Annotated in this window: 23 protein-coding genes and 1 pseudogene; all 24 read right to left on the bottom strand. The window is 27.8% G+C overall.

Annotated features, from left to right (window positions below):
* Window positions 1-609: 609 nt before the first annotated feature.
* Entirely contained in the window at window positions 610-2,223 is a 1,614-nt protein-coding gene (locus HMPREF3181_RS01240) for a DUF4435 domain-containing protein (protein ID WP_231723240.1), read from the bottom strand.
* 46 nt (window positions 2,224-2,269) lie between these two features.
* A complete protein-coding gene (locus HMPREF3181_RS01235) occupies window positions 2,270-3,352 on the bottom strand; it encodes an HpaII family restriction endonuclease (RefSeq protein WP_068472217.1) in 1,083 nt (360 codons plus the stop codon).
* Window positions 3,353-3,355: 3 nt separating this feature from the next.
* On the bottom strand, window positions 3,356-4,399 hold the full coding sequence (locus tag HMPREF3181_RS01230) for a DNA cytosine methyltransferase (RefSeq protein WP_068472215.1): 1,044 nt from the start codon (window positions 4,397-4,399) through the stop codon (window positions 3,356-3,358).
* Window positions 4,400-4,405: 6 nt separating this feature from the next.
* The gene (locus tag HMPREF3181_RS01225; RefSeq protein ID WP_068472213.1) at window positions 4,406-4,621 is read right to left on the bottom strand and encodes a helix-turn-helix domain-containing protein; all 216 of its coding nucleotides are present in this window, start codon (window positions 4,619-4,621) and stop codon (window positions 4,406-4,408) included.
* Between the two features lie 103 nt (window positions 4,622-4,724).
* Window positions 4,725-4,904, bottom strand: a pseudogene (gene mobC, locus HMPREF3181_RS01220) (plasmid mobilization relaxosome protein MobC); the annotation flags it as partial.
* 196 nt (window positions 4,905-5,100) lie between these two features.
* Window positions 5,101-6,633, bottom strand: a complete 1,533-nt coding sequence (gene guaA / locus HMPREF3181_RS01215; RefSeq protein WP_068472208.1) for a glutamine-hydrolyzing GMP synthase — start codon at window positions 6,631-6,633, stop codon at window positions 5,101-5,103.
* Window positions 6,634-6,752: 119 nt separating this feature from the next.
* Complete coding sequence (locus tag HMPREF3181_RS01210) at window positions 6,753-7,802, bottom strand: BMP family ABC transporter substrate-binding protein (protein WP_068472206.1); 1,050 nt, start codon at window positions 7,800-7,802, stop codon at window positions 6,753-6,755.
* A 70-nt stretch (window positions 7,803-7,872) separates the two neighbouring features.
* The gene (locus HMPREF3181_RS01205) at window positions 7,873-11,229 is read right to left on the bottom strand and encodes a penicillin-binding transpeptidase domain-containing protein (RefSeq protein WP_068472204.1); all 3,357 of its coding nucleotides are present in this window, start codon (window positions 11,227-11,229) and stop codon (window positions 7,873-7,875) included.
* 11 nt (window positions 11,230-11,240) lie between these two features.
* On the bottom strand, window positions 11,241-11,738 hold the full coding sequence (gene mreD, locus HMPREF3181_RS01200) for a rod shape-determining protein MreD (RefSeq protein WP_068472202.1): 498 nt from the start codon (window positions 11,736-11,738) through the stop codon (window positions 11,241-11,243).
* The gene (gene mreC / locus HMPREF3181_RS01195; RefSeq protein ID WP_068472200.1) at window positions 11,731-12,594 is read right to left on the bottom strand and encodes a rod shape-determining protein MreC; all 864 of its coding nucleotides are present in this window, start codon (window positions 12,592-12,594) and stop codon (window positions 11,731-11,733) included. Before mreC ends, mreD begins: the two co-directional genes overlap by 8 nt.
* Window positions 12,587-13,609: a rod shape-determining protein gene (locus HMPREF3181_RS01190; RefSeq protein WP_068472198.1), complete on the bottom strand. Its 1,023-nt coding sequence runs from the start codon at window positions 13,607-13,609 to the stop codon at window positions 12,587-12,589. Before HMPREF3181_RS01190 ends, mreC begins: the two co-directional genes overlap by 8 nt.
* Window positions 13,610-13,623: 14 nt before the next feature.
* Window positions 13,624-14,496 carry a RadC family protein gene (radC, locus tag HMPREF3181_RS01185; RefSeq protein ID WP_068472196.1) on the bottom strand — a complete coding sequence of 291 codons (873 nt, stop codon included), beginning with the start codon at window positions 14,494-14,496 and terminating at the stop codon, window positions 13,624-13,626.
* Window positions 14,486-14,983, bottom strand: a complete 498-nt coding sequence (locus HMPREF3181_RS01180; RefSeq protein ID WP_068472194.1) for a Gx transporter family protein — start codon at window positions 14,981-14,983, stop codon at window positions 14,486-14,488. The genes radC and HMPREF3181_RS01180 overlap by 11 nt, the downstream gene beginning before the upstream one ends.
* The gene (locus HMPREF3181_RS01175) at window positions 14,983-15,351 is read right to left on the bottom strand and encodes a NusG domain II-containing protein (protein ID WP_068472189.1); all 369 of its coding nucleotides are present in this window, start codon (window positions 15,349-15,351) and stop codon (window positions 14,983-14,985) included. The genes HMPREF3181_RS01180 and HMPREF3181_RS01175 overlap by 1 nt, the downstream gene beginning before the upstream one ends.
* 107 nt (window positions 15,352-15,458) lie before the next feature.
* Entirely contained in the window at window positions 15,459-17,873 is a 2,415-nt protein-coding gene (locus HMPREF3181_RS07915) for a U32 family peptidase (protein WP_156435974.1), read from the bottom strand.
* A gap of 127 nt (window positions 17,874-18,000) precedes the next feature.
* Entirely contained in the window at window positions 18,001-18,999 is a 999-nt protein-coding gene (locus HMPREF3181_RS01165) for an ATP-binding cassette domain-containing protein (protein WP_068472187.1), read from the bottom strand.
* Window positions 18,992-19,693: a GTP-binding protein gene (locus HMPREF3181_RS01160; RefSeq protein ID WP_068472185.1), complete on the bottom strand. Its 702-nt coding sequence runs from the start codon at window positions 19,691-19,693 to the stop codon at window positions 18,992-18,994. The genes HMPREF3181_RS01165 and HMPREF3181_RS01160 overlap by 8 nt, the downstream gene beginning before the upstream one ends.
* Before the next feature lie 8 nt (window positions 19,694-19,701).
* Window positions 19,702-20,919, bottom strand: a complete 1,218-nt coding sequence (locus HMPREF3181_RS01155; RefSeq protein WP_068472183.1) for an ABC transporter substrate-binding protein — start codon at window positions 20,917-20,919, stop codon at window positions 19,702-19,704.
* A gap of 123 nt (window positions 20,920-21,042) precedes the next feature.
* Window positions 21,043-22,413 (bottom strand): hypothetical protein, encoded by a 1,371-nt coding sequence (locus tag HMPREF3181_RS01150; RefSeq protein WP_068472181.1) that lies wholly within the window; start codon window positions 22,411-22,413, stop codon window positions 21,043-21,045.
* 105 nt (window positions 22,414-22,518) lie between these two features.
* A complete protein-coding gene (locus HMPREF3181_RS01145) occupies window positions 22,519-22,908 on the bottom strand; it encodes an OsmC family protein (RefSeq protein ID WP_231723239.1) in 390 nt (129 codons plus the stop codon).
* Window positions 22,909-22,946: 38 nt separating this feature from the next.
* Entirely contained in the window at window positions 22,947-24,212 is a 1,266-nt protein-coding gene (locus HMPREF3181_RS01140; protein ID WP_068472177.1) for a DUF819 family protein, read from the bottom strand.
* Between the two features lie 80 nt (window positions 24,213-24,292).
* Window positions 24,293-25,042, bottom strand: a complete 750-nt coding sequence (locus HMPREF3181_RS01135) for a class I SAM-dependent DNA methyltransferase (RefSeq protein ID WP_068472175.1) — start codon at window positions 25,040-25,042, stop codon at window positions 24,293-24,295.
* Between the two features lies 1 nt (window position 25,043).
* Window positions 25,044-25,565, bottom strand: coding sequence for a hypoxanthine phosphoribosyltransferase (gene hpt, locus HMPREF3181_RS01130; protein WP_068472174.1), 522 nt, complete (start codon window positions 25,563-25,565; stop codon window positions 25,044-25,046).
* A complete protein-coding gene (locus HMPREF3181_RS01125) occupies window positions 25,543-25,737 on the bottom strand; it encodes a hypothetical protein (RefSeq protein ID WP_068472172.1) in 195 nt (64 codons plus the stop codon). Before HMPREF3181_RS01125 ends, hpt begins: the two co-directional genes overlap by 23 nt.

Here is a 25,737-nt window from a genome sequence, read left to right as displayed (position 1 = left end):
ATGATGAAATAAATATTCTTTTACACAAGAAACGTAAATTCATATTTATTATAACACATTTTACAAGTTAAACAAAATTAATTTAGTAAATTTGAAACCTATATATATATATATGAATTATTATTATGAGTTTTGTTGTTACTGCTTTATACTTGTTATTATTACTCTATGTTTATTGTTTATTTTTTCCATGTTTGCTATATTTTATTGTAAAAATATGCACTTAAAAGGAGTCAGAATTAATTTTCTGACTCCTTTTTGATTTCTCGAAACTCTTTATAAAAACTATTTTCTAAAGAGTTTTTGAAGAAAATTACTAATTATTATTTTTCTTCTTTTTTCTTTTTAGATTCCAGTACCATTTAAGTACCAGTAGCCATTTTTCATTCTCTATATAGTTTGTAATTAAGCCATTTTAGAAAATTTTGCGATTACTCCCATTCTTCTTTTCCAAATGTCCGATATATCCCAAACCGTTCAAAATACTAGATTCTATTTTTTCTTATATCAGCAAATCCACCTAATTATAGGACATTTTCAAATTTTTAGTCCCGTCCCAGTCCCAGTACCGGAGAATATTATTGTTTTGAACTAAATTCATATTGCATTTTAATTTTGTAGTTTTGGTATATAATTTTTGAATATCTCTAATACTTCTGCTTGTTCCTTATTTCGCAAGATAGAAATAACTGTATTTAAGTAATCATTGTTTTGAAAACCAAGATAATGACCTATTGATTTAGATAATCCCTTTTCATTAAACATTTCTAACACTTTTTTATAATCATTACTTAACAATGCTTCTTCATATGAGTTTAATGTATCTTCATAAATACTATAAACATTAATATTTTTAATAGCATTGGTAAAGCTTTCTTTTGTATTAATCTCAGAAATTTCAACCATAGATAAGTCATGCTTTATCTGAGATACTACATTTTTCTTAACCTGACTACTAATTTGATTATCGAATCTTTCTTTAATAATATAATTTTTAATATTATTAATTACATCATCAAAATTCTTGGCTAAGTAATCTGATAAAAATTTGATGAGTTCTTCTATAATAAATAAATTCTCTACTTCCGAAACATTCAGTGTGTAAATATTATCTTTTTTTAATCTATTTATTTCATATTCTGTTCTAAAGTCACGGTCAATTATTCCATAGACATTATTATTATGAATATTTTGAGTTGAATTAAAAGATTTTGTTCTCATAATCACTTGCGTACAACTTCCACAAGGAATAATAAAATATTCTGGATATAAAATAGAATATAGTTGAGTATCAAAACTACTCTCTTCTCCTTCTACGAATAAAATATTTTTACGTGACCCTAGAATATCAAATAACAACTTCTCTGGTAAATCATTAGAAAATATTTTTTCTAAATCCCAATTTTCCCCATCATAACTCTTTATCCATATCTTTTCTGAATTTTTATGATAAGCTGCAAAATTTGTATCATGTGTTATATAAATAAATAAGCAATCAGAGCGATATTCTTCTAAGCTTTCCCATAACTTATTCATTATTGTTCCATGAAGATGTATTTCAGGCTCGTCGATTATCAGTGTTTTATTTTCAGGAATAGATAAAACTTGAGAAGCCAAGTATAACACCGATCTTTCTCCATCACTCATTTGATGTGCAGAATACTTTTCAGAACATATACTTCTTTCGTACGCATAAAACTTAGAATCTTCAAATAGAAGATTTCTTTGTGGAAATATACTATTCCATATTTTCATTAGTTTATCTATGACAGTCAAAGGAGTTTTCGGCTTAAGGGAATTATTTTTTTCAGCAACTTGACAATTTTTAAAATATTCTGCTGTTTCATTGTTATACATCGCTATTAAAGCTGCTAAAACGTCATCAAAATCATCTATCATCTTAGTCGTTTTAGACTTTCCCCAATTCCACCTATATCCCTTATCACGCCTTTTAACCGTATCTTCATCATCTGTTCCATAAATAATTTTATTTTTGGCATCATTATAATTACTAAGTTGTAAATTAGGCTTAAAATTAAGATTTCTTTGGGCTCCAATCCTATGAACAATATCTGAATCTTGATCTTCTATCCACGCTCCTAATTTACTTTTTCCACTACCATTTGCCCCTATAATAATTATTGAATTATTATTTGTTGTATATTCTTTAAAACCACCATTAATTGTAGGTAGTTTATAATTATAATTTTCCGCGTTCTTCAATATATTACCTATCCTTTAAAATTATCTTCAAATTCATACAATCATTTTATCTAAACCTAATTTGAAGATTTAACTTAATAAAATCTTCTACATCCTCACTATAAACTTCTCCAAAATCATGTCTTGATGTGGATGCTGTTTCATATTTTGTATTACTAAGTAAATACTCTTCAAAATAATTGCGATTATAAATATGATATGCTAATACATCTCCTTGTTTGGTTACAATTATATATCCTCCATTAGCTTCATCAATGCCATCCCAAATTGTTGCTGGTTTCATACCTAGCGCCACTGCTGTTAAAAACTTTTTAAATTTATACCTATAGGCATTAACATTTCCATAATTCATTGGATTTTCAACTTCCAGTTTCTTTACCATATCTATGCAATCACTAATCCCATCCCTATAAAAATATAAAATAGTTTCTGCAATAATATTATCCATTGAACTATCGATCAGCACTAAATTATCAGAAAAAGTTTGATTTTGCATCTCGATATATTCGAGTTGTCCATTGCCTTCAATTATGCTTTTAATTCTTCCCCTAACATCAGTGTGTCTTTTACCTTTTGAAACTTTGTATATTTCATTAGTTTCTTTTACCAATAAGGGATTATTATGAATGATTTTATAAATAAAATTTGTTGTTTTTCCAGCATTCAATAAAGTAGGCGAAGAACCTAATTCTGATTTGATTGAAAATCCAACTATTGGAGAATATCCTGTATTTATATCAACTATTTTCATGGTAATATCACTTTTATCTCTTGCAGGTGCAGATAATTTATAACAAGATATTCCTTTCATAAAATTCTCAGTTTTTTCTATTTGAAATGCAGAACCCTTTGCATTACAAATTTCATCAAAAAGCTGCTCCGATTCTTTTTCAAACTCATTTCTATCAACTGATTTTATTTTTTTATCGTTAATATAAATATCTATTAATTTTCCTGTTGTATATTCTTTTAATTCTCCAGATATTTCCTCTCTAATAATCTTTATTATAGGAAAATAAATATCATGTAGTTTATTTAGCTCACTATCAGCAGCGTATATTTTCCCGTCAGCTAGGAGTTTAAATAATACATATATTTCAGACCATTCTCCTTTATTTCCACTTATCACTTTTTACCTCCATGCAAACTCTAATTGTTCATAATATTCTTTATCTTGAACAGCATCTTCAATTACAACACCTTCTAATTGTTTTTTAATATTTTTCGCAATTGCTTTTATTACAGGAACAGTTACTGAATTTCCAAATTGTTTATAAAGATGAGTATCAGCAACAACGAGTTTAAAATCATCTGGGAAACCTTGTAGTCGTGCCCACTCTCTAGGTGTCATTTTCCTAATATATTCTCTATTTATTTTTCCTTTTATATGAGTTACAGGAGTAAAATCAGTTAATCTCTTGTCTATTATTAAATTTCTTTCTCTTCCCATTCCTCCACATACAATAGCTCCAGCAATAGAATTTACATCTCTGATTTCATATCCAAAACCATTTCCCTTTGCTTTGTGTCTTTGCTTATGTTTCCTTAAAGATTCAAGATAAACATCAGACAGATAATATTTAGGAGAAGTCTCTTTTTCTTCCATAATATCAGTTATAACTTTAGTATCGTCAGTTTTTTCTGGAAATATAAATTTATTAGGGGATATATCTTCTCTAAATGCAACTATATATATTCTTTCTCTATTTTGTGGAACTCCAAAATCTTTACTGTTGATAACTTTGTAAAAAACTCTATAACCCAAATCATTTAATGTTTTTTTAATAATTTTAAATGTTTTACACCTGTCATGATTTACCAAGTTTTTTACATTTTCACAAAAAACAACTTTAGGTTTATGAAACTCCACTATTCTTGCTACATCGAAAAATAAAGTACCTCTTGTATCTTCAAAACCTTTTTTTTGACCAGCTAACGAAAATGCTTGGCAAGGAAATCCCGCTAATAAAATATCATGGATAGGTATATCAATTTCATCGATTTTTGTTATATCTCCAAAAATTTTAGGTTTTTCTCCAAAATTAGCTATATATGTTTCTTGAGCTTTCTTATCCCATTCGGATACAAAAACTGTTTCTATATCATTACCAAATGCTTGATCAAAACCAAGCCTAATTCCGCCTATTCCTGCAAATAGGTCTATTGATTTATACATTGTTAATCACCTACAATACTCCTCTATATCTTCAGCTTTACACTCAAGAACATAACAAATCTTTGCTATAGTTTCTAAATCAATTCTCTTAACTTTGTTATTGCAGTATGAGTTAAGTTGAGTTCTTTGAAGATTTGATTCTTTTTCCAATTTATTTTTGCTTATATTTTTTTCTTCTAAAACCTGGTCTATTTTAAAAATAATTTTCCCAAAGTTTTGCATAAATTTCTCTCCCTTGTAATTTTAAAAATCGGCAGTTCATTTGAATATATTATATCATATTTTAAAAACTTCTTACAGGTCTAAGATTTGTTTTGGATAAATTCTATTTCGTTTTTCTTAATAACAGGGAATGTATATCCCATATCTCTTTTGCCAATTTTTCTATTTTTTCTCTCATATAGTCAACATCTTTCTTATAAATAACACCAGTTGTATTAGTTGCTTTTGCAATCTGGTTTATATTATTTGTTACATTTGAAAGAAGCCATTGGAGATCTCTAAATAAATTAATCCTCATAATATGTAAGCAAAAAGACCGCAGTCTAAAAACTACGGTCTAATTTTTTTTTCCAAAATGTAAACCACTTGGAACTATTATTCAGTTTATTCTTTTTTACAAATGTTCCCATTTTAATCCCAGTTACAGTTTTTAATCTTCTGTAACTATTGATTTTACAAGGATTTTGATTTTTTTGCTACTATTCCCATTCGATCGTTGCTGGTGGTTTGCTTGTTATGTCGTATACGATTCTGTTGATGTGTCCTACTTCGTTTACTATTCTTACTGAAACTCTGTCTAGTACTTCGTATGGGATTCTTGCCCAATCGGCTGTCATAAAGTCGGTTGTTGTAACTCCTCTTAGGGCTAGTGTATAATCGTAAGTTCTAAAGTCTCCCATTACTCCAACTGTTCTGTTATTTGTTATAACAGCGAAATATTGGCTTATATTTTTGTCTTCTCCGGCTTTTGCAATTTCTTCTCTGAAGATTGCATCTGCCTCTCTTAAGATTTCTAATTTTTCTTCTGTTACTTCGCCCATTACTCTTATTCCAAGTCCTGGACCAGGGAATGGTTGTCTATAAACTAAATATTCAGGCATTTTAAGTTCAAGTCCTAATCTTCTTACTTCATCTTTGAATAAATCTCTTAATGGTTCGATTAAGTCTTTAAAATCTACTACGTCAGGAAGTCCTCCTACATTATGATGTGATTTTATAACTTTTGCATCGCCAAGTCCTGATTCTATTACATCAGGGTAAATTGTTCCTTGTCCTAAGTAGTCAACTGCTCCAATTTTATTTGCTTCATCTTCGAATACTCTAATAAATTCTTCTCCGATTATTTTTCTTTTTTGTTCGGGGTCAGTAACGCCTTTTAATTTACCTAAAAATCTATCTTTAGCATTTACTCTAACAAAATTTAGTTCTTCATTTTTGAAGGCTTCTTCTACTTCATCACCTTCATTTTTTCTCATAAGTCCTGTATCTACGAAAACACAAGTCAGTTGATTTCCGATAGCTTTTGACAATAAGCTGGCACAAACTGAAGAATCTACTCCACCTGAAAGAGCTAACAATACTTTTTTATCTCCAACTGTTTGTCTTATTTTTAATATTTGTTCATTCATAAAGTTTTGCATTGTCCAATCGCCACTTGCATTACATATATCATATAAGAAAGATTTTATTAGTTCTTTTCCTTCTTCTGAATGATTTACTTCCGGATGATATTGAACTGCATAAATTTTCTTTTCTTCATTTTCTATTCCGGCATAAGGACAAGTAGATGTATGTTGAATACAATCAAATCCTTCTGGTAGTTTTACAACTTGGTCTTGATGACTCATCCAAACTATTGTTTCATTTTTCATACTTGAAACTAATTTTGAATTTTTATCTTTTATACATAAAGTTTTTCCAAATTCTTTTTTATCTGCTTTTTCTACAACTCCACCAAAAGTTTGAGATATTAATTGCATCCCATAACATAATCCTAAAATAGGTATATTAAGTTCAAAAATTTCTTTTTCAATTTTTGGTGCATTTTCCTCATAAACACTATTTGGACCACCTGTAAAAATTATTCCGATAGGTTTTTTATTTTTTACTTCGTTAACAGCCTTGTTATAAGGTATAACTTCACAATATACATTTAAATCTCTTACTCTTCTAGCTATTAACTGATTATATTGTCCACCAAAATCAACTACAAGAACTAATTCGTTTTTCATCTAATACTCTCCTTAAATATATTTAATAATATTATATAATATTAACATCAAAAGGTAAATATCATTTCAAATAAAATTAATTAAAAAAGGAAGCTTTCGCTTCCTTCTAATAAAATCATTTATTTTACTTCTGTTGGTACTGTAACTTTACCTTCAGCAATACTCTTCTTTAATTCTTCAATTTTTTGTTTTAATTCATTAGGAATCTTGATTTTTAATTGGTCTTCTTTTCCGTAAGCAACGTCAACACCATTAGTCTTTAATGAAAATTCGATAGTTTCTCCACCTCTGAATTTTCCTTCAGCTAATTCTTTACCAACACTCTTAATAGCTTCATTTACTTTTTTGATTGTAGAAGCTATAACATATTCAGGAGCTAAGTAAGATTGGTCTCTATCTACACCAAATACGAATTTTTGATTTTCTTTTGCTGATTCAATAACACCATTACCAGTACCACCAGCTGCGTGGAAAATCATATCAACTCCAGATGTGTACATACTGTTAGCAATTGCTTTACCTTTTGTAGCATCTCCGAAACTTTCAGCATATTGAGCAACAACTTCTACTGTTTTTTTGTTATCTTTTGCTGCAAGTTCAACACCTGCTCTAAAACCAGCTTCAAATTTTTTGATTAATGGAGAAGTAACTCCACCAACAAATCCAACTTTGTTTGAAGTAGTTAATGTTCCAGCGATATATCCAACTAAGAATGAGTTTTCATTATCCGCGAAAATTGTTCCGATAAGATTCTTTGGAGTGTTTTCAAAAGCTGAGTCAATAATTACATATTTTTGGTCTGGGTTAGCTTTTGCTGCAGCTTCCATATCTTTTGCTAATGCAAAACCGATACCTGCAATTAAATCATTTTTAGAATCAAGTAAAGTTTCTAAGTTTCCTTTGTAATCAGATGCTTGTTTACTTTCAACATAGCTAATAGTAGCTAATCCTTCTTTTTCTAAATCTTTTAAGCCTTCATAAGCAGATTGGTTGAAAGATTGGTCATTAACACCACCAGTATCAGTTACCATAGCATACTTAATTTTCTTTCCAGTATTTTCTTTCTTTTCTTCTGTTTTTGTTTCTTTTTTTCCTTCAGGTTTAGAAGAACAACCTGTTAAAATCATAGCACCAACTAAAAGCGCTGCGAAAGTCTTTTTGAATTTCATACGAAACCTCCTAAATTATTTAATCTATTACATTATATATCAAAATAATTAAATTTTCAATACTTTTTGGCTAATCTCCAACTAAATTTCCACCATTTCCTGAATTATCATCATTTTTTTTATCAGACTGTAGATTTTCTCCAGATTCTGTTTTATTATCAATATATTGACCAACTATATCTCTAACAATAGGTCCACAAAATGCACCTGCTCCTCCTTGAAAAATTACTGTTGCTATTGCAATTTCAGGATTATTATATGGAGCAAAAGAAACTGTCCAAGCATAGTTATCGTAAAGTTGTCCTGTAACAGGATTGACTCCACTCTTTTGTGCAGTTCCTGTCTTTGTACCAATTTCTATTGGCAATTCTCTAAAAATTTTAGCATTTTCAGAAGTCTTTGATGCCATATTCATTCCTTCTAAAATATATTTTAAATTTCTAGGATTAAAACTTGATTTTTCAGTTTCAGGGTTATTTTGAAATGAAGTTATTTTGTTATCATAGCTAACAATTTTTTCAATTACAGAAGTTTTTAACTTTTGTCCACCATTTGCAATCATCGCCATATATCTTGCCATTTGTATAGGAGTATATGCATTTTGTCCTTGTCCGATTACAGTATTTAGTGAGTCTGCATTAGACCAAGATGCTTGATTTAAATAGTCAAACTTTATCATATCTGCTAAAGATACTTTTGAATTTGCAACAGGTTCTTCAGCATTTAATTGCATTTCTTTTAATCTGTTAATAACCTCTGTTCTTGATGGAACTTTTTCTTCTTCAGTCCAATTTACAATTGTATCAATTATTTTAGCAAAATCATAATCATCTTTATTTTTTCCGGCTAAAATATATTTTTCAATTTCTTTTTCCAATCTTTGTTTAAGCATAATTTTTGTTAAAGATTTTTTTGTATTTGAATCAGGAATAACACCCTTACTTTCTCTTGGAATGTTTATTTCAATTCCAGTTCTTTCTCCAAGTCCTAATTCACTAACAGTTTTAACCAAATCTTCAATCTCAACTTTAACACCCGTATGCTTATTTGACTTAGGGTCTTTTCCTAGAGCTAAGGCATAAAAATAATAGTTACAACTATCTCTTAAAGCTGTTCTAAGATTTTCATTTCCATGAACTTGCTTATATTGGTTCCATATCCAACAACCAAACTTTGTATCACCAACATCCATTACACCTTGACAATTAATATTTTCATTTGGATCCAATCCCTTTTCAAGCGCTGCCAATGAAGTGGCTAATTTAAAAGTAGAACCTGGTTGTGAAACACTTTGTGTTGCAATATTATACAATGGTCTTGGTGCTAAAAAATCTCTAGGGTCTTCAGGAAACAAACTTATCCAATCACTATTAGAAATCCCTGTTACAAAAAGATTTGGGTCATAAGCAGGATAACTTGCAAGAGCTAAAACTTTTCCAGTCTTAACATCAAGCACAACTACTGCACCACTTGTTGCATTAGGATAACTTTGATGAGGAGTATAACTTCCCCACTTGCTTTTATATTCACTAGCACCTCTAATTGATTCCAAAGTACGCTTTAAAGATTCTTCTGCAGTTTTTTGTAAATTTAAATCTAAAGATAAATATACATTTTTTCCTGGAACTGCTGAAGTTTCAGAAATAGTTTCTGTTCTATTTCCTCTGTTATCAACCATAACCTTTTTAAAGCCATCTTTTCCTTTTAAAGAAACTTCTTGACTTTCCTCTACTCCTGTCTTACCTATAAAGCTATCAGAAGAATATCCTTTTTCTTTATTATACTTTTCAATTTCATCTTGTTGTGAAATTTTTCCAATATATCCCAATATATGAGACGCTAACTCTCCATTAGGATAATATCTTATCGGTTCCATTGAAACAGTAATACCATTATTATTTTCAAATTTTTCTTTTATGTTAGATATACAAGGCTCAGATATTCCATAAGTAAGAGTAATTGGAATATATGCCTTATCTCCTTGCAACTCAACCTTTCTACTCAATACCAAATAACTATATGCACTATAATCATTCAATTCTTCTATTGAATAAAGTTTCTTTAAAAGTGTAAATAAACTTTCAGCAGTATAATCATCTTTTATTTGGTATCTATTTTTTATATCTTTTTTGTTAATATTATATACATAATCAAAATCTTTTTTAGTAATAGAAATTTTTAAAATAATATTATTTTCTGTATTTACTTCCTGAGCAACAAATTTTATATCATCGGATAGAACAAAATCATAAAGTAGATTATTTTCTTCTGCAATGGAAATAAGATATGTTAAAGGTTCAACATCTTTATTTCCCTCATTTTTGTAAGAAAATTGAACTTTTTCTCTATCATTTTCATCTTTAACTAAAGTGTATTCAACATTTGCATTAAGTTTTTTTTCTTCTAATTTTTTAAGCAAAATTTCGGCAGGAATTATTTTTTTCCCGTCTTTATCAACTTTTACATAAGACAACAACTTATCCAAAGTAAATTTTCTAACCATATTATAAAAATCATCTTTAGCACTTGTTTCCAATGTAACCTTAGAATTTTGTTTATTTAATTCAGCTTTTATCAATAAAAAGTTATAATTATTCAAGTCTTCTAAAGGACTTAATTCAATATTTCCTAAAAGATTTTTACTTTTCAATTCATCAAAAATCAATTTTCTTGAAAGAGGTTGTTCTAAAATCTTTCTTATAATTGACTTATCATCTTTTATTAAATCTGCAATATGTGAATATATCCCTTTTGAAAGGTCTTTATCTTTTGCATATTCATCGTATTCTTTTCCTTTAGTAAAAGCAATTTCTCCACTATCAACATCGAAAAAATCACTTGGAACATATATTCCTTTAAGTTGCAAATCTCTTATAACATTTTTTATTATATAGTATGAAAAATTTGAAGAGGAACTTTTTTCTATTTTCAATTTCAAAATATCTTCAACTAATTTATTTTCCATAATTATATCTAAAACTTTTTCTTTTGGAGTTTTTAATTCAGTAAAATAATCAACTTTTGAAGAATATACAAAGTAATTAATCCCTATAAAATAATCATCGGTATCCCAACTTGCGCCGTCTTTATTAAGTATAGTTATTAATTCATCAACCTTTTTAATCTTTTCTTCTTTAGTTAATCTATTAAATTCATCTTTTAAAATCTGAACGGCAGGACTTGTCTTAACCCCTGCTAACAAATTTCCATTTTTATCATAAATATTTCCCCTTGGAGCTGTTATTTTAACATCTTTAAGTCTGTTGTTATCAGCCTTATTTCTATAATCATCTCCAGTTATAATTGTTAAATGAAATAATTTTATAACAAGTAATGACATCAAAACAAATAAAACAGAATAAACTATTTTATATCTTAATTGTCTATCTTTAATTTTTTCTAATTTATTTTTATCAAAAATTTTCATAAACTTACCTACTAAAATCTAAATTTTTTCTTTTTAAACATCTTCTTCAAAGTATAATGACATACCAAGTACAATAAAACATTTAAAATCAATTCAATAATTATCGACCCTTTTAAATACTTTACAAGAGCAGAAGATGATGAACTTTCCAAGAACATATAAATTATTGTATTCATAACCCAATAAAATAAAGTTGCTACAACTGTAATTATAGAGCCTGAACGTATATCTCCTTTGTTTATGGAGTCCTCGCTATATCCAACTATAAAACCTATAATGTAGTATATAAGAGCTCTTACACCTATTATTCTTGAAAATAAAATATCTTCAAAAAAACCAAGTACAATTCCAGAATATCCGCCAGGATAAGAACCAAAATTCATAGCTATTGCAACTACAAGAGCCAAACTTAGATTAGCCTTAGAGTTAAATATACTAAAATTAGGTAATATTGCTGTTTGTATCATTATACTTGCAAAAAACATTAACACAACCTTTAATCTATTCATTACTACCACCATTTCCTTTTAATACAAAAACTCTAAATAAAGTTGTAAAATCAACAGGAGATTTAACACTAATTTTCTTTTCAAGATTATTATCTGAAGACTTAACTTCTGTAACCTCTCCTATATATAAATCTCTGGGAAAAATTCCACCTCTACCTGAAGTAACTAACCTATCACCAACAACAACGTCAGCATCAGACTTATACATAAAACCTGAAAGAAGATTGTTTTCTTGTCCACTTATAGCTCCATAAGATTGACTTCTAACTATATTAAATGAAATATTACTTGTAGAGTCAACTAAACTTGAAACCTTGCTCCAATTATATCCAACTTCTATTACCTTACCAACAACAGCTTTAATATAAGTATTTTCTTTATCTCCAGCAGTTCCTTGAACGATAATATCTCCGACTTTTACGCCGTCTTTACTTCCCTTATTTATATTAAATCTTATGAATAAATTATTGTTATCTAATGCAATAACATTAGCACTTATAAGACTTTCCTTATTTTGTAAATATAAATTATATTCATTTTTCAAAAAATCTTCTTTGGCTATTATATTTTCCATATTAATATTTTTTTCTTTAAGTTCTGCATTTTCAATCTTCAATTTTTCATTTTCTTCTCTAATAGATTTGGAGCCGAAAATATTTGTAAAAACTTCTTTAGAACTTGCTATTGAAGAATAAACTAATCTTGAAACAGAACTTGTAACTGTTCCAATTGCATTTTCTCCAATATTCATAATAGAAGAAGTAGCACTGAAAAAAATTATAGAACTTAAAATTATAACAGTCATAAAAAAAGAAATTTTCTTTTTACGGGACTTAATATTTCTAAATCTATTCATTATTCTTTCTCCTATTGTTTTTAATCTTAATCTTATTAATCAATTTACTAGCACCTTCGCATGTGCAAGTTAATGGATTTTCAACAACATTTACAGCTATCCCTATTTCATTTTCTAAATATTCAACACAACCGTTAATCTTAGAACAGCCCCCTGTTAAAAAGATTCCATTTCTTAAAATATTACCTGTCATTGAAGGTGGTGTCTTTTCTAATATTACTTTTATTGCATCTGTAACTGCATTAAAAAGTGGGAATAGTGATGAAGTTATATCTTTTCCATAGATTATTGCATTTCTAGGCATACCACTATTTATATCTCTACCAAATATAGAAAGATTATTTGTGATATTACTTGTAATAAATGATGCCAAATTTATTTTTATATATTCTGCCGTTTCCTTGTCAATCATCAAATCATATTTGTTTTTAACGATATTTACAATATCATAATCAATTGAATCTCCACCAATATCAACAAATTTAGAGGCAACAACTCCTCCAAGACTTACCAAAGAAACATCAACAGTTCCTCCACCGATATTAACTACAATACTACCTGAAGGCTCCAAAACAGGAAGTCCCATTCCAACAGCTGATGCAACTGCAGTTGGTATAAATTCAACACTTCTTGCTCCGGAATAAATTACACAATCTTCTATCGCTCTTTTATCCACTTCGGAAATTCCACTTGATATTGTAATATAAACCTTAGGATGAAAAATTGAAAAACTTGATTTTGCTTTTTTAAATAAATTTGTCAACATTACTTGAGTAATTTCAAAATTTATAATTTTACCTCCCTTTATAGGTGCCAATGTTATTATATTATCTGGAGTTTTTCCCTCCATACTTTTTGCTTTTTCTCCAACGGCAACAATCTCATAATTATTCAAATCAACTGCAACAACAGAAGGTTCAATAATCTTACCGTCTTTTTTATTTGAGTATATTAAAGTATTAGACGTTCCTAAATCTAAGGCTAAATCTTCCCCAAAAATCCACGAAAAACTCATTTTTTCTACCTCTCTTAATTCATTATTCCTTTTTCTCTTAAACTAATATATTTATTGTATCCAATTATAATATGGTCTAACAATTTTATTCCAACTAAATTTCCAACTTCTTGTAATCTTTTAGTAATTTCTATATCCTGCATACTTGGTGTCGGGTCTCCACTTGGATGATTGTGCAAACAAATAATACTATTTGCACTATATTTTAAAGCATATTTAAAAACTTCTCTAGGATGAACGATAGATGAATTTAAATCACCTTTTGAAATTTCGTCCCAAGAAATTATTTTATTCTTTGTATCCAACAGAAGAACATAAAAATGCTCCTTCATTTCATCTCTTAATATATTCATAAAAATATCTGCAACACTCTTAGGTGATCCGACTGAAAAATTATCAACACACTCTCTAATATTTATTCTCTTAGAAAGCTCCAATGCAGAAATTATTGAACAAGCTTTAGATAATCCGATACCTTCTATTTCCATCAAATCATCTATTGCAAGTTCACTTATCCTATGAAATTTACTCATATATTGCCACAATTTTTTTGAAAGTGTTAAAACATCTTCGTTTCTTGAACCACTTCCAAGTAAAATTGCTATAAGCTCATATTCACTCAATTTATCAGCACCAAATTTGTATAACTTTTCTCTGGGCTTATCATTATCATTTAAATCTTTTATTGAAGTAGTAAATGTTTTAACATCTCTATATCCAATATTTTTTACACTATTTACTTCTTTTATCGTTTTATCTTCTAAAGATATATTTTCTTCTCTAGATTCTTTTTCAAAGATTTTATTATTTTCAACATTATCATTATAATTTTTATCTAAATAAATCTGTAATTCTTTTAAAAAATCATCATAATCATTATTTGACATAATTACCTCTTAAAATTTTATACATATAATTAGCAAGAATACCAACTAAAATTCCTGTAAATATCCCTATTATTCCTAAAAACGGAATAAAATTAACTAAAGTTTTTGTATTTAAAAGTATCATTGAAATTAATATTTGAACCATTATATGAGAAACTGACCCTAAAACACTAACCCCCACTAAACTTAAAAATTTACTACAAAACTTATTTACTATATACATAACAACTATACTGGCAAACCCTGCTGAAAAATTATATATAAAACTTATTGGATTTCCTAGAATAATTACCAGTAAAATCGCCTTTAAAAATGAAATAAAAAATGTTTCTTTAAAACCAAAAATTAAAATCGCATTTATGATTATAACATTGGATAAACCCAATCGAACATTAGGAATAGGTATTGGGATATAATATTCTAAAAGAGATACAATTAAAGCAACAGAAACAAATAACGAAATCAACATAGTCTTTTTAGCACTCATTAGTTTACCACGTCCAAATCATTATTTTGTCTTGATTTTATCTGTATAACAAGTCTATTTGGCATACAGATAATAGCTTGTCCAACTTTACTAATTTTTCCAAACTTAACATCAAGTTTATCAGGACAACTTGCCTCAATAACCCTGACTCCGTCTTTATCAACTTCTAAAATATTAAGTCCAAAAGACGTTCTTATCGGATAAATATTTTTTTTATTCCCAAAAGTTATTTGCTTAATCTCTTCTCCATTCACTTGAACACTTATATATTTATCTTCTGTCGATACAAAACTCTTGTTTATATAAACAAAAGAAAAACAAAAAATAACAAGTAAAGTAAATATTAAAATAAAATCTCCCTTTTTCATACACACTTCTCCATTTTTATTCAACTTTAATTTTATCAAAAAATTATTTATTTTTCAATGTTTTATAAATTTTTTCAAAAAAATAAAGCCCTAAGGCTTTATAAAAATTAATTAACTGAAGTAATGAAATGTCCCTTAAAGGTATTTGGAGAATTTATTCTCTTTGAATTTTTTAGATAATCAATACATTCTTTTAAAATTTCATAAACTTTTTCGCTATCTTCATAAGTAAAATCAAGTCTTACTCTATCAATACCCAAGTCAAAAATCTCTTTCATATCTTCTCTCAAATCAAGAGGAATGTGATTTCTTATTTCCGTTCTACAAAAAATATCTTGAAAAAGTCTAAATTCTCTATTTTCCATATCTTTCAAAGCATAATCACTTCTTGCACATTCGGCACAACGTCTATCTTTATGGCAATCTTTTGTCAAAACTCCCATTGCACAATATTCTGTAAGCATTGACCTTGTATGTCCATATACAATCATATCTATGTTAATATTTTTTTCTTTTAAGTTTTCAACTAAATTTTTTATTTCAAATTTATTTATCTCCTGAGAAATGGTTATATCCTCTGCATTAAAATATTTTTCAAAAAATCTTACAGAATAAGAGTTATATATATTAAAATATGTATCTATATTAAATTTTTCAGTACCAAAATTTGATTCAAAAAAGTTTTTCGAACCCCAAGTTGATATTTGAACTTTTTTCAAAATTTCCCTATTTATTTTCGATAAATATTTTTTTACAGTATCATACTCTTCATTTCTGATAACACCTAAAGCACTATAAATTAAATCTATACCTTTACTTTTTAATCTATCATAATACTTTTCAATCAAACTAAAATCTTCAGTATAAATTTCTTTTACATATTCTAATATGCTACAATCTTCTAAAAGATTATCAATCTGAGAATTTTTATGCACCTTTAAAGTAATTTTTCCATTATCAACTTTTTTGGCTTTTGAAGATGATAAATCATTAGACGAACATATAATTCTTTCTTTTGAAAAATCTAATTTTTCTTTTTCATATTTTTCTATTGCGCATCTTCTAAGATTATTCAAAACGGAAACAGGAACAAAAGCATTTTCATCGACAAAAACATTTTTGAAAATAAAATTAAAAGGAGTTCCGCCGGTTTTAGATAATTTTTCCAAAACATTTTTAATTTCAATTTTTTTATTATTTGACTTTTCGATTATTTCATCAGAATAAACTTCAATATTTTCTAAAGTAAATTTTGCTTTTTCTCCAACGGAAATAAAAATTTCACAATTTAAGTCAATTTTTTTATTCTCGATTCCTTCTCTAAAAGATTTATTAGCATCATCAACCAATGACTTATCGGAAGTTTTATAAACTATTGTCTTAGGCTTTACACTTTTAATAAAATCAATTTCTATAATATCTCCGGAAACTCCAAAGTCAAAAATTTCTCCATTTTTGATTATTCTACCAATATTTCCTCCACCTAAATTGATTCCATCTCCCTTAGACAATTTACCACATAATTTTATTTTTAATTTATTTTTCTTTTGATTGAAACTTAAAACCTCTCCAACCTTTACACCTATATTATTAGGTTTATCTAAATTAATTATATCCGAGCCATTTTTACTCATAAGATAACCCGAAGTGAATTTTCTATTAAAAATAGCCTCTAAATCATCTTTTAATTCTTTTTTGTTCGTTGTCACTTTATTTTCAATGTAATTATCTATTGTTTTTCTATATCTTGAAGTAACAACTGCAACATATTCAGGTCTTTTCATTCTTCCTTCAATCTTTAAAGACTTAACAGATGTATCCAAAATTTTTTCGATATTATCAATACTGCACAAATCTTTTGGACTTAAAAGATAATTTCCATTTACATCAATAATTTTTCCAGTTGTTTTATTTATTAACTTGTAGCTTTGCCTACAAGGTTGAGCACAACGTCCTCTATTTCCTGAACGTTCCCCAAGCATAGAACTCATAAGGCATTGTCCTGAGTAACTAACACAAATTGCCCCATGAATGAAAACTTCAATATCTATATCTACAGTATCACAAATTTTTTTAATTTCTTCTACACTTAACTCTCTTGCAACAACAACTCTATCAAAACCTACTTTTTTCAATTCTAAAACATCATTTAAAGAATGAGCAGATATTTGAGTTGATGCGTGAAATTCCATATTTGGATAACGACTTCTTAAAAGACTTGCCATTCCAATATCAGAAAGAATTATCGCACTAACTCCAATTTTATATAAAAAATCTGTATAAGAAATTAATTCTTCAATTTCAGTTTCCTTTACAGAAGTATTAACCGTAACAAAAATATTTACATTTCTAAGACTTGCATATCTTACAGCCTCTATCAATTCATCATTATCAAAATTTGTTGCAGAGGCTCTTGCCCCAAAACTGCTACCACCTAAGTAAATAGCATCTGCACCATTTTGAATTCCTGCTTTCAAAGCCTCCATAGACCCGGCAGGAGACAAAAGTTCAAATTTTTGCATAAATTCTCCTTAATATAAGAACTCCACCCTTCCACGATGCTTTGCATCGGGTGGGTGCCCGGAAACCTTGTTATTTCATAATAACAAAGGCTACCGAAGTAGCCTACTTAATATATTTATTATATCATTATATTTCAAAATTGTCTAATGAATTACCATATCTTAATTCTTTTCTTAAGTCTTGCATAACATTATCCATTTTTTCAAGTTCAATAAGTAATTGTTTTTCTTTTTCTGTTGTTTCATGAATCGCAACTATTGCTCCATTATTTATTACAATTCTCTTATCGGCAATTAATGCCAGTATAGGGTCATGTGTTGCCATTAGAACTATTTTATTTTCACTAACCAACAAATCTAATGCTTTTTTTCTGTCGATTCCTGCATTTTCGATTTCATCAATCAAAACAATTGGTGATGAACTTAAAATTGCAGTATCAGCAATCATAAGCGCTCTTGATTGTCCACCACTCAAAGAGGTAATCGGCGTTAAAAGGTCAAATTTTTCTCCTGCAAGTTTATTTGCCTCTGTAATTATTTTATTTATAACTTCTTCTTCATTTTCAACCATTCTGCTCTTTGCATGAAGTTCTATAAATTCATAAGCAGTTAAGTCCATAACAAAATTCATATTTTGAGAAAGTTGTGAAACTAATTTGTTATTTGCGCTTAATCTCCATTTTTTATCTGCATCTTTTCCATTAATTAAAATTTTTCTATTTGTTGGAGTATCCCTATCTGCGACCCATTCAATATCCCCTAAAAGTCTTGACTTTCCACTTCCGGTAGGTCCCACGATTGAAATTATTTCAGACTTATTTACTTGTAGTTCATCGTAATTTTCTTTATTGCCAAATTTATCTGTCCCTGCAAGTAAAGTTATCGAATTAACTTCATTATCTTCAACTCCAAGGAAATTTTTCATCTGCTCAATATAAATTTCTAAAGATTCACAAAGCAAATTTTCATCTATTGCAAGCTCCTCTTTTTCTTCTTCTGAAAAAGAATTTAAAAATTCTACAAAAGATAAATCAAAAACATTTGAAATATCAAAATTATTTTCTTCAAAAAACATTTCAGCAAAAGGATATTTTTCAATTAATTTACCAATTTTTAAATTACGCATTTTTATCCTCCAACTTCATCTTTTTAATATTTCCCATTTGATATTTTGCTCCTATTTTCTTTTCTCCTAAACAATAAGAACAAAGAGCTGTCGGCATAGCAAATTTTAATTCCATACCATTTACTGTATTGATTGATTTACTTTCATCATATAACAATGTACTTAACTCAAAAGTTCCCTGTCCTGTAAGTCCGTTTATATTCATTACAATGGCGCTTGGATTAACAGATGCAACTCTTGAAGAAAAAACTTCTCTTTCAGCTTGTGAAACAATATCCCCCTTTGTAATAACTACATAATCTGCACTTTTTAACATCGGCCCTATCTTTTTAGGTGTATTTATTCCTGATAAATTATCTATAACACATACAGCTTTTATATCTTTAATGTAGGGAGAACATCTATTACAAAGTCCTGCTGACTCTGTAATTAAAATATCCAATTCATTATTAACGCCCCATTGAACAACCTCTTCTATGTTTGAAACAAAGAAATGGTCAGGACACAAAGCACCGGATAATCCCTTTCTAACTAAAATATTATTTTTTTTATATATTAAATCATCATCTGTATATAAACAGTCAAACTTTACAACTCCCGCTTTAATACCTCTTTTTTTCAAATTTTCAATTGTCTTAACTATAACACTGGTCTTTCCTGATGAAGGAGGACCGGAAACTACTACCAAATTCATATAAACCTCTATTTTAAAATTTCTTCATTAAAAATCTTTTCTGATTCTTTCATAACCTTCACTATATCATTGTTATGGATATAGTCCCAACCACAGAACATAAATTTAAAATTTTCATCTAACATATTGTCAACACCAAAAATTGTTGTAGGGAATTTTCCATTTGAAGAAAGTAATTTTCCAACATTTTCATCTCTAAAAAATTCAACAACTTTTTGTGCTTTTTCGTTATCTTTCTTAGCCATTACAAACACAGGACTGATAATTGAACCATCTTTTGGCCATACAACTTTAAGAGCTGAACTTCTTGATACCATTTGCGTAAAGAAATATGGAGTTATACTAACTATCGGATTATTTTTTGAATCTCCTTTTTTCTTAACCATTTCAGCAGGGTGTAAACTTTTTTTATAAACTCTGGCAAGAGCCTTTATTCCTTCAACTCCCCATTTTGAATAAATTGTTACAACTAATGCATTAAACATATCTAAATCAGCTAAAGGAATTGCAACACTATCTGTATAATCTCCACTAAAAAGTAAATTTTCCCAAGAAGTTGGAACTTCTTTATCATTTAAATTATTTTCGTTTACTAAAAATACACAAGGCACTACTCCAACAATATTGTAAATATTTTTAGGGTCTCTCAAACAAATTTCTTCATTATCAAAATCTTTATTCATTTTCTTATTTTCAATATAAAATTTTTCTTCTTCAAAAAATTTACCGAATTTCTCTTTATCGAAGAATAATTCAAAACCGGCTGAAATCATAATATCAGAAACTTTATCAATATCGCCTGAATTAATATCATTTTCAATCCAATCAACACCTAAATTAGCAGATTTTAATTCATAACCTATATTTATTCCTTTAGTTTTTTCTTCCTCAACAAATTTGTCAAAAGCCTCTAAAATAGGAATTTTCAACGGACAAGGTAAAACCCCTTTAACAATGACATCACCTGTAATTTCTTTTTCTTCTTCTAAAGATTTGTCAACTGAAGTATGCTCATCATTTAAAAATAAATCTAATTTTTCTTCAAAAGCAGATTTATTTATTCCTCTAACTTTTAAAGCCATATTAAGCGAAACCATTTTACCCATTGTTTTTAGCATTTTTTCATTTTTTAATTGGTCAAAACCATTATTTATAAAAAACTGTAAAAGTTTTTCATTTCCATTTAAAATATTATATAATTTATCATCAAAATTTATTTTACTCATAATTACCTCCTAACAGTATATTAATTTTATAATAATTTTCAAAATATTTCTGTTGCAAATGCAATAAAATAAAAGAAAAAGAAAAAACTAGAATAAAATTCTAGTAGAATAAAATTCTAGTTTCTATCTTCTTATATTTCTTTTTTTACCTTTAAAGTAAACATTTTTTAAATACAAAACTCCTACAACTTCAGCAATACCTAACACAATAAGTGCATAATTAGTATAAGATTTTGCCTCTTTTTTACTAATTCCTTTAACATAGCTTTCTTTATGAACTAAATTTGTTATAAGCTCAACAGGTGCTTTTGTTAATGTAATCTCTGAACCGTTTTTAGTATTTTTATACTTTGTATTTGAATTTATAATAAATTTATAATCATCATTTCCAACAAATGTATATTTAAAATTTTTAAAATTATCAAAAGTTGAAAAAGGAGATGCTTCTAAATTTAATTTCATAATATTCACATCATTTACAGTAGTAAGAGTTGCAGAAATTGGATAATTAATATTTAACTTTTTCTCAACTTTCGGCTCAATAGGAAATTCAAAAGTCGCAACAATTTGTTTATCAGAAAACGGCTTTAAAATTCCTAAAGTATCATAACCACTTCCACCCAAAATTTTATCAAAATTTTCAACAAAAATTTCATATAAATTATCTTCAGAAAATCTTTGACGAACATTTTCAGGAACTTCACCTAAAAATATATTTTTCAAAAAGTCCTTAACATTGACTGACGCTTTTTCAATATTTTCTTTATATCCTGAATTTATTTCCTTTTCGCCTAAAAATATTTTAGTCGTTATATTTACATCATCACCTATTGTATATAAAATAGGTGTTTTACTTTTCCCACTTAGTTCATGAGTTAATACTATAGTCTTATTATTTTTATTTTCATCAATTTTTATATCTTTACCACCTGATAAAAATAACTTTGTCTTATCTGTGGAATATTTTATAGTAATTTCATATTTTAAATTATCAACCTTATCTGCCTCTAAGTTAAATTTTCTAAGAGTTCCAACATCTTCTTTTTTAAAATTAACCGGTTCATAAATCGGTGAATCAATATTTGAAATAATTTCTTTATAAAACTCACTTCCCGTAGGAGCTTTAAACTTATCATTCAAGAACTTAAATGAATATGGAACATCAGCTCCGTCCAATTTAATTGAAAAATTACTTAACTTTTCAATACTACTACTAAAAGTTATTCCCATTTTTAAAGTAGAATTTCCATTGTTAGTACTCTTTAAATTATAATTAGCTTTATATATTCCGTCTATTTTATTTTCATTCGCCGTTGATTTTGAAAAATCTATTGTAGATTCTCCGGTTAATTCTAAGTTTTTTGTATCGGATAAATTAAAAGGTTCATATATTCTATAATTATCTGTCAAATTATTTTCTTCTGCTCTAACCTTATATGTACTTCCAAGCAAAAAACTACATAATGTTAATGTGAGTAAAAATTTATTTTTCATAATTTCCTCCAGTGTATATATAAATCATTATATCATTTTGTGATATTATTGTAAAGTTTTTACACACAAAAAAATCACAGACATTTTATCTGTGATTTTTAAACATTATTTTAATTCTATTGTATATGTTTGTTTAATATTACTATCTACTGCAATATTAACCGTACAGAACTTACTAGCAAGTTCAATTACTTTATTAATTTCCTCTACACTTGCTTTTGTCTTTAAAGAATATTTTGTTCTTATTTCTGAATACTCTTGATTTTTAAACGGAGTATCACCAATATTATCTGTATTTATCACATCAGCCTCAACTTCTATGCTCAAATCTTCAAAATCAATTTTATAATATTTTGCAGATTTTGAAAAAGTTAAAACCTTACAACCTGCAAGAGCACCCATAAACATAGCACCCGGAGTCATATATCCGGAATTTACTTCTTTACATTTTGTACTATGAGTTATAATCTCTTGTCCGTTGTTAGATAAAATCATTTCTCCATTTTTTTCAAGTTTTATACTACAAATCATAATTAGAATAATTTTAATATATTACCGATAAATACTCCATAGTAGTTACCAATAACATATCCTAAAATACCAACTAACATTGCAGGTACAACTAATTGATTCCAACCTCTTGCGATTGCAAGTGCAGCAGCTGTTGTTGGTCCACCTATGTTAGCATTTGAAGCAATACAAACTTCTTCGATTGAATATCTGAAAATCTTACCAAAAATAAATGAAATAATCATATTTATAACTACGATAATAACGCAGAATACTAATAACCATGGAGCTTTCTTTAAGATAATTTCAATTGATGCAGGTGCCCCAATTGCTCCAAAGAAAATGTGAATTAAGAATGTTCCTATTTCTTCAGCTCCGGAAACTTTAGTTAAAAACTTAGTATAAGTTGCTAAAATAACTGTAATTGTAGTCATTAATAAATATTTACTTCCTAACAAACCAAAGAATAAATCCATAAAGAATTTCATAGCTGTTCCCATTTCTTTAGTATCAGGTTTAAAACTTGAAATATAATTACCTAATTCTGTTGAAATTGCAACGATTACAAATGCAATAGAAATAACTTTGGCAACATCTAATAAAGAAACGTCTTTTTTAGCCCAGAATTGAGCAGCTTTATTTTCACCAGCAGTACCTAATTTTTCCATTTCATCTTCATAAGGGTGAGAATAATGTTTTCTAAAGAATTTCATTGTAGGAATAATTGTTAAACTTACAAAGTAAATTCCCATAAACAAGTTATCAGCTACAACTGCAGAACCTAATAAACCTTTATCATCTAGTGGGAATGCATCTGCCATAGCAGTTAAATTAAGACTTCCTCCAGTATAGGTACCAACCATCATTGCACTTAATTTATAAAGTTCAGGAATAAAATTCCTTAACAAGAAAAATGCAACAAATGCACCAGCGATTGTACCAAGACCACTAAGTAAATAAATTCCTAATACTTTACCAGACTCTTTCCAAACCTTCTTTAAATCGGCTTTAAAAAGCAACATAGGAATAGCAAGCGGAACTACCCAGCCCCATACTATATCATATGCCTTTGTGTCTTCTGCTGGAATAATTTTAGCATTTGATAAAACCATTGTAAAAGCTAAAGCTAAAATACAACCTGTGATTTTACCTGCCCAGCTATAAGTTTGTTCAAGATAAATACTGAACGCTGCTATTGCACATAGAATAGCTAATAATACTAAAGTGTTATCTACCTTTATAAGTGACCAATATTTTTGTTTTGCCACTTCTTGAGCGAATAAACTCATAAAAATACCTCCTTAAAAATATATGGAATGCTTTTCACATTCTTCTACATTATATACCTATTTGTTTTATTTGTCAAATCTTACTTTTTAACATTATCTTTCAATTTTAAGACATATAATATTCTATATGAAGTTTTACGTATATCTTTAAAAGTTTCAAAGTCAAGAATTTCTAAAATTTCATATCCTCTTTTTTTAATTAATTCAGATATATCATTTTCCGAGTGTATATATTGTCTTTGCCTTTCTGTTATTCTTTCATAAGTATTTTTGTCATTTTTTACAAAAAAGTCTATTTCAAAATCTATATGTTTTTTGTATAAATAATTTCTCCAAGTATAAAAAACATTATCTTCTTCAACAACAAAAGTATTATCTGCTAAATATTCTTTTAGTTTGTATTCTGAATTTACATCAAACATTAAAATTGAATCCTCAGTCATTTGTTTTTTAGAATTTTGTAAAAACATTTCAATTTCATCTAAAGATTTTATATAATTTAAAACATCAAAAAAGCAACATATCAAATCATATTTTTTATTTGATACAAAAGTTCTAATATCTCCTTTTAAAATATTAACATTTTCATAATCAACCAATTTGTCATAAGCAATAGATAACATATTGTCAGAAATATCGAAACCGTCAACGGAGATTTTTTTTTCTAAAAATTTTTCAGTTAAATTTCCACTACCCATTCCACATTCTAAAATATTTTTCACTTCCAAATTGTGCTTATCACATATTTGGATAACATTAGAGGCAAGTAGATTATAATCCACTTGCCTTTTCATAAGTTCATCATAAATATAAGAAAATTTATCGTACATATTAGTCCTCATAAGAAAAAATGTATGGAATATTTCTATACTTATCTCCGTAATTAAGTCCATATCCAACTATAAACCAATCTTCTATTTGATATCCAAAATAATCAGGTACTATATCTACTTCTCTTCTGCAAGGTTTGTCCAACATAACACAAGTTTTAACACTATTCGGTTTTTTAGTCAAAATATATTCCCTAACATTTTTTAAAGTATTTCCTGAATCCATAATATCATCTACAAGAAGGACATCTTTTCCTTCAATATTCTCTCTAATATCTGAAATAATATTAACTGTACCACTTGAAATTTCGGAATTTTCATAAGAAGAAGTTGTTAGAAAATCAACCACGATAGGTCTATCTATCTCTCTAACTAAATCTGCAAGAAATACAAAACTACCTCTTAAAAGTCCAATAGCAACAAGTTCTTTTCCCTCATAGTCTTTTGTAATTTGTTTTCCAAGTTCTTTTACTTTACTTGCAATTTCTTCTCTTGTAAATCTAGTAACCTCTCTTTTGTTCATCAAAATAGTCCTCCTTTGGAATTTTTTTATTATTTTTTTCAAATTCGATTTTTTTCTTTTCAGAGTCTTTAATTTCTTTTAAAATTATTAATATTTTATTTAAAGTGTATTGAATACTAACGAGTATTACAATCAAAAATGTCATAAATATAACATTAAAATCTATATTCAT

The sequence above is a fragment of the Parvimonas sp. KA00067 genome, from assembly GCF_001553085.1.
GTDB lineage: Bacteria > Bacillota > Clostridia > Tissierellales > Peptoniphilaceae > Parvimonas > Parvimonas parva.
This window is presented reverse-complemented; position numbering and strand designations above follow the sequence as displayed.

Coding starts and splice junctions, on each gene's coding strand:
- radC (WP_068472196.1), bottom strand. CDS start 14,496: ATGTCAAATAATGATTATGATGATTTTTTAAAAGAATTACAGATTTAT.
- HMPREF3181_RS01140 (WP_068472177.1), bottom strand. CDS start 24,212: ATGAGTTTATTCGCTCAAGAAGTGGCAAAACAAAAATATTGGTCACTT.
- HMPREF3181_RS01145 (WP_231723239.1), bottom strand. CDS start 22,908: ATGATTTTATCTAACAACGGACAAGAGATTATAACTCATAGTACAAAA.
- HMPREF3181_RS01225 (WP_068472213.1), bottom strand. CDS start 4,621: ATGCAAAACTTTGGGAAAATTATTTTTAAAATAGACCAGGTTTTAGAA.
- hpt (WP_068472174.1), bottom strand. CDS start 25,565: ATGAACAAAAGAGAGGTTACTAGATTTACAAGAGAAGAAATTGCAAGT.
- HMPREF3181_RS01180 (WP_068472194.1), bottom strand. CDS start 14,983: ATGAGTGCTAAAAAGACTATGTTGATTTCGTTATTTGTTTCTGTTGCT.
- HMPREF3181_RS01230 (WP_068472215.1), bottom strand. CDS start 4,399: ATGTATAAATCAATAGACCTATTTGCAGGAATAGGCGGAATTAGGCTT.
- HMPREF3181_RS01125 (WP_068472172.1), bottom strand. CDS start 25,737: ATGAATATAGATTTTAATGTTATATTTATGACATTTTTGATTGTAATA.
- HMPREF3181_RS01190 (WP_068472198.1), bottom strand. CDS start 13,609: ATGAGTTTTTCGTGGATTTTTGGGGAAGATTTAGCCTTAGATTTAGGA.
- mreC (WP_068472200.1), bottom strand. CDS start 12,594: ATGAATAGATTTAGAAATATTAAGTCCCGTAAAAAGAAAATTTCTTTT.
- HMPREF3181_RS01205 (WP_068472204.1), bottom strand. CDS start 11,229: ATGAAAATTTTTGATAAAAATAAATTAGAAAAAATTAAAGATAGACAA.
- HMPREF3181_RS01175 (WP_068472189.1), bottom strand. CDS start 15,351: ATGAAAAAGGGAGATTTTATTTTAATATTTACTTTACTTGTTATTTTT.
- mreD (WP_068472202.1), bottom strand. CDS start 11,738: ATGAATAGATTAAAGGTTGTGTTAATGTTTTTTGCAAGTATAATGATA.
- HMPREF3181_RS01155 (WP_068472183.1), bottom strand. CDS start 20,919: ATGAGTAAAATAAATTTTGATGATAAATTATATAATATTTTAAATGGA.
- HMPREF3181_RS01150 (WP_068472181.1), bottom strand. CDS start 22,413: ATGAAAAATAAATTTTTACTCACATTAACATTATGTAGTTTTTTGCTT.
- HMPREF3181_RS01165 (WP_068472187.1), bottom strand. CDS start 18,999: ATGCGTAATTTAAAAATTGGTAAATTAATTGAAAAATATCCTTTTGCT.
- HMPREF3181_RS01160 (WP_068472185.1), bottom strand. CDS start 19,693: ATGAATTTGGTAGTAGTTTCCGGTCCTCCTTCATCAGGAAAGACCAGT.
- HMPREF3181_RS01210 (WP_068472206.1), bottom strand. CDS start 7,802: ATGAAATTCAAAAAGACTTTCGCAGCGCTTTTAGTTGGTGCTATGATT.
- guaA (WP_068472208.1), bottom strand. CDS start 6,633: ATGAAAAACGAATTAGTTCTTGTAGTTGATTTTGGTGGACAATATAAT.
- HMPREF3181_RS07915 (WP_156435974.1), bottom strand. CDS start 17,873: ATGCAAAAATTTGAACTTTTGTCTCCTGCCGGGTCTATGGAGGCTTTG.
- HMPREF3181_RS01135 (WP_068472175.1), bottom strand. CDS start 25,042: ATGTACGATAAATTTTCTTATATTTATGATGAACTTATGAAAAGGCAA.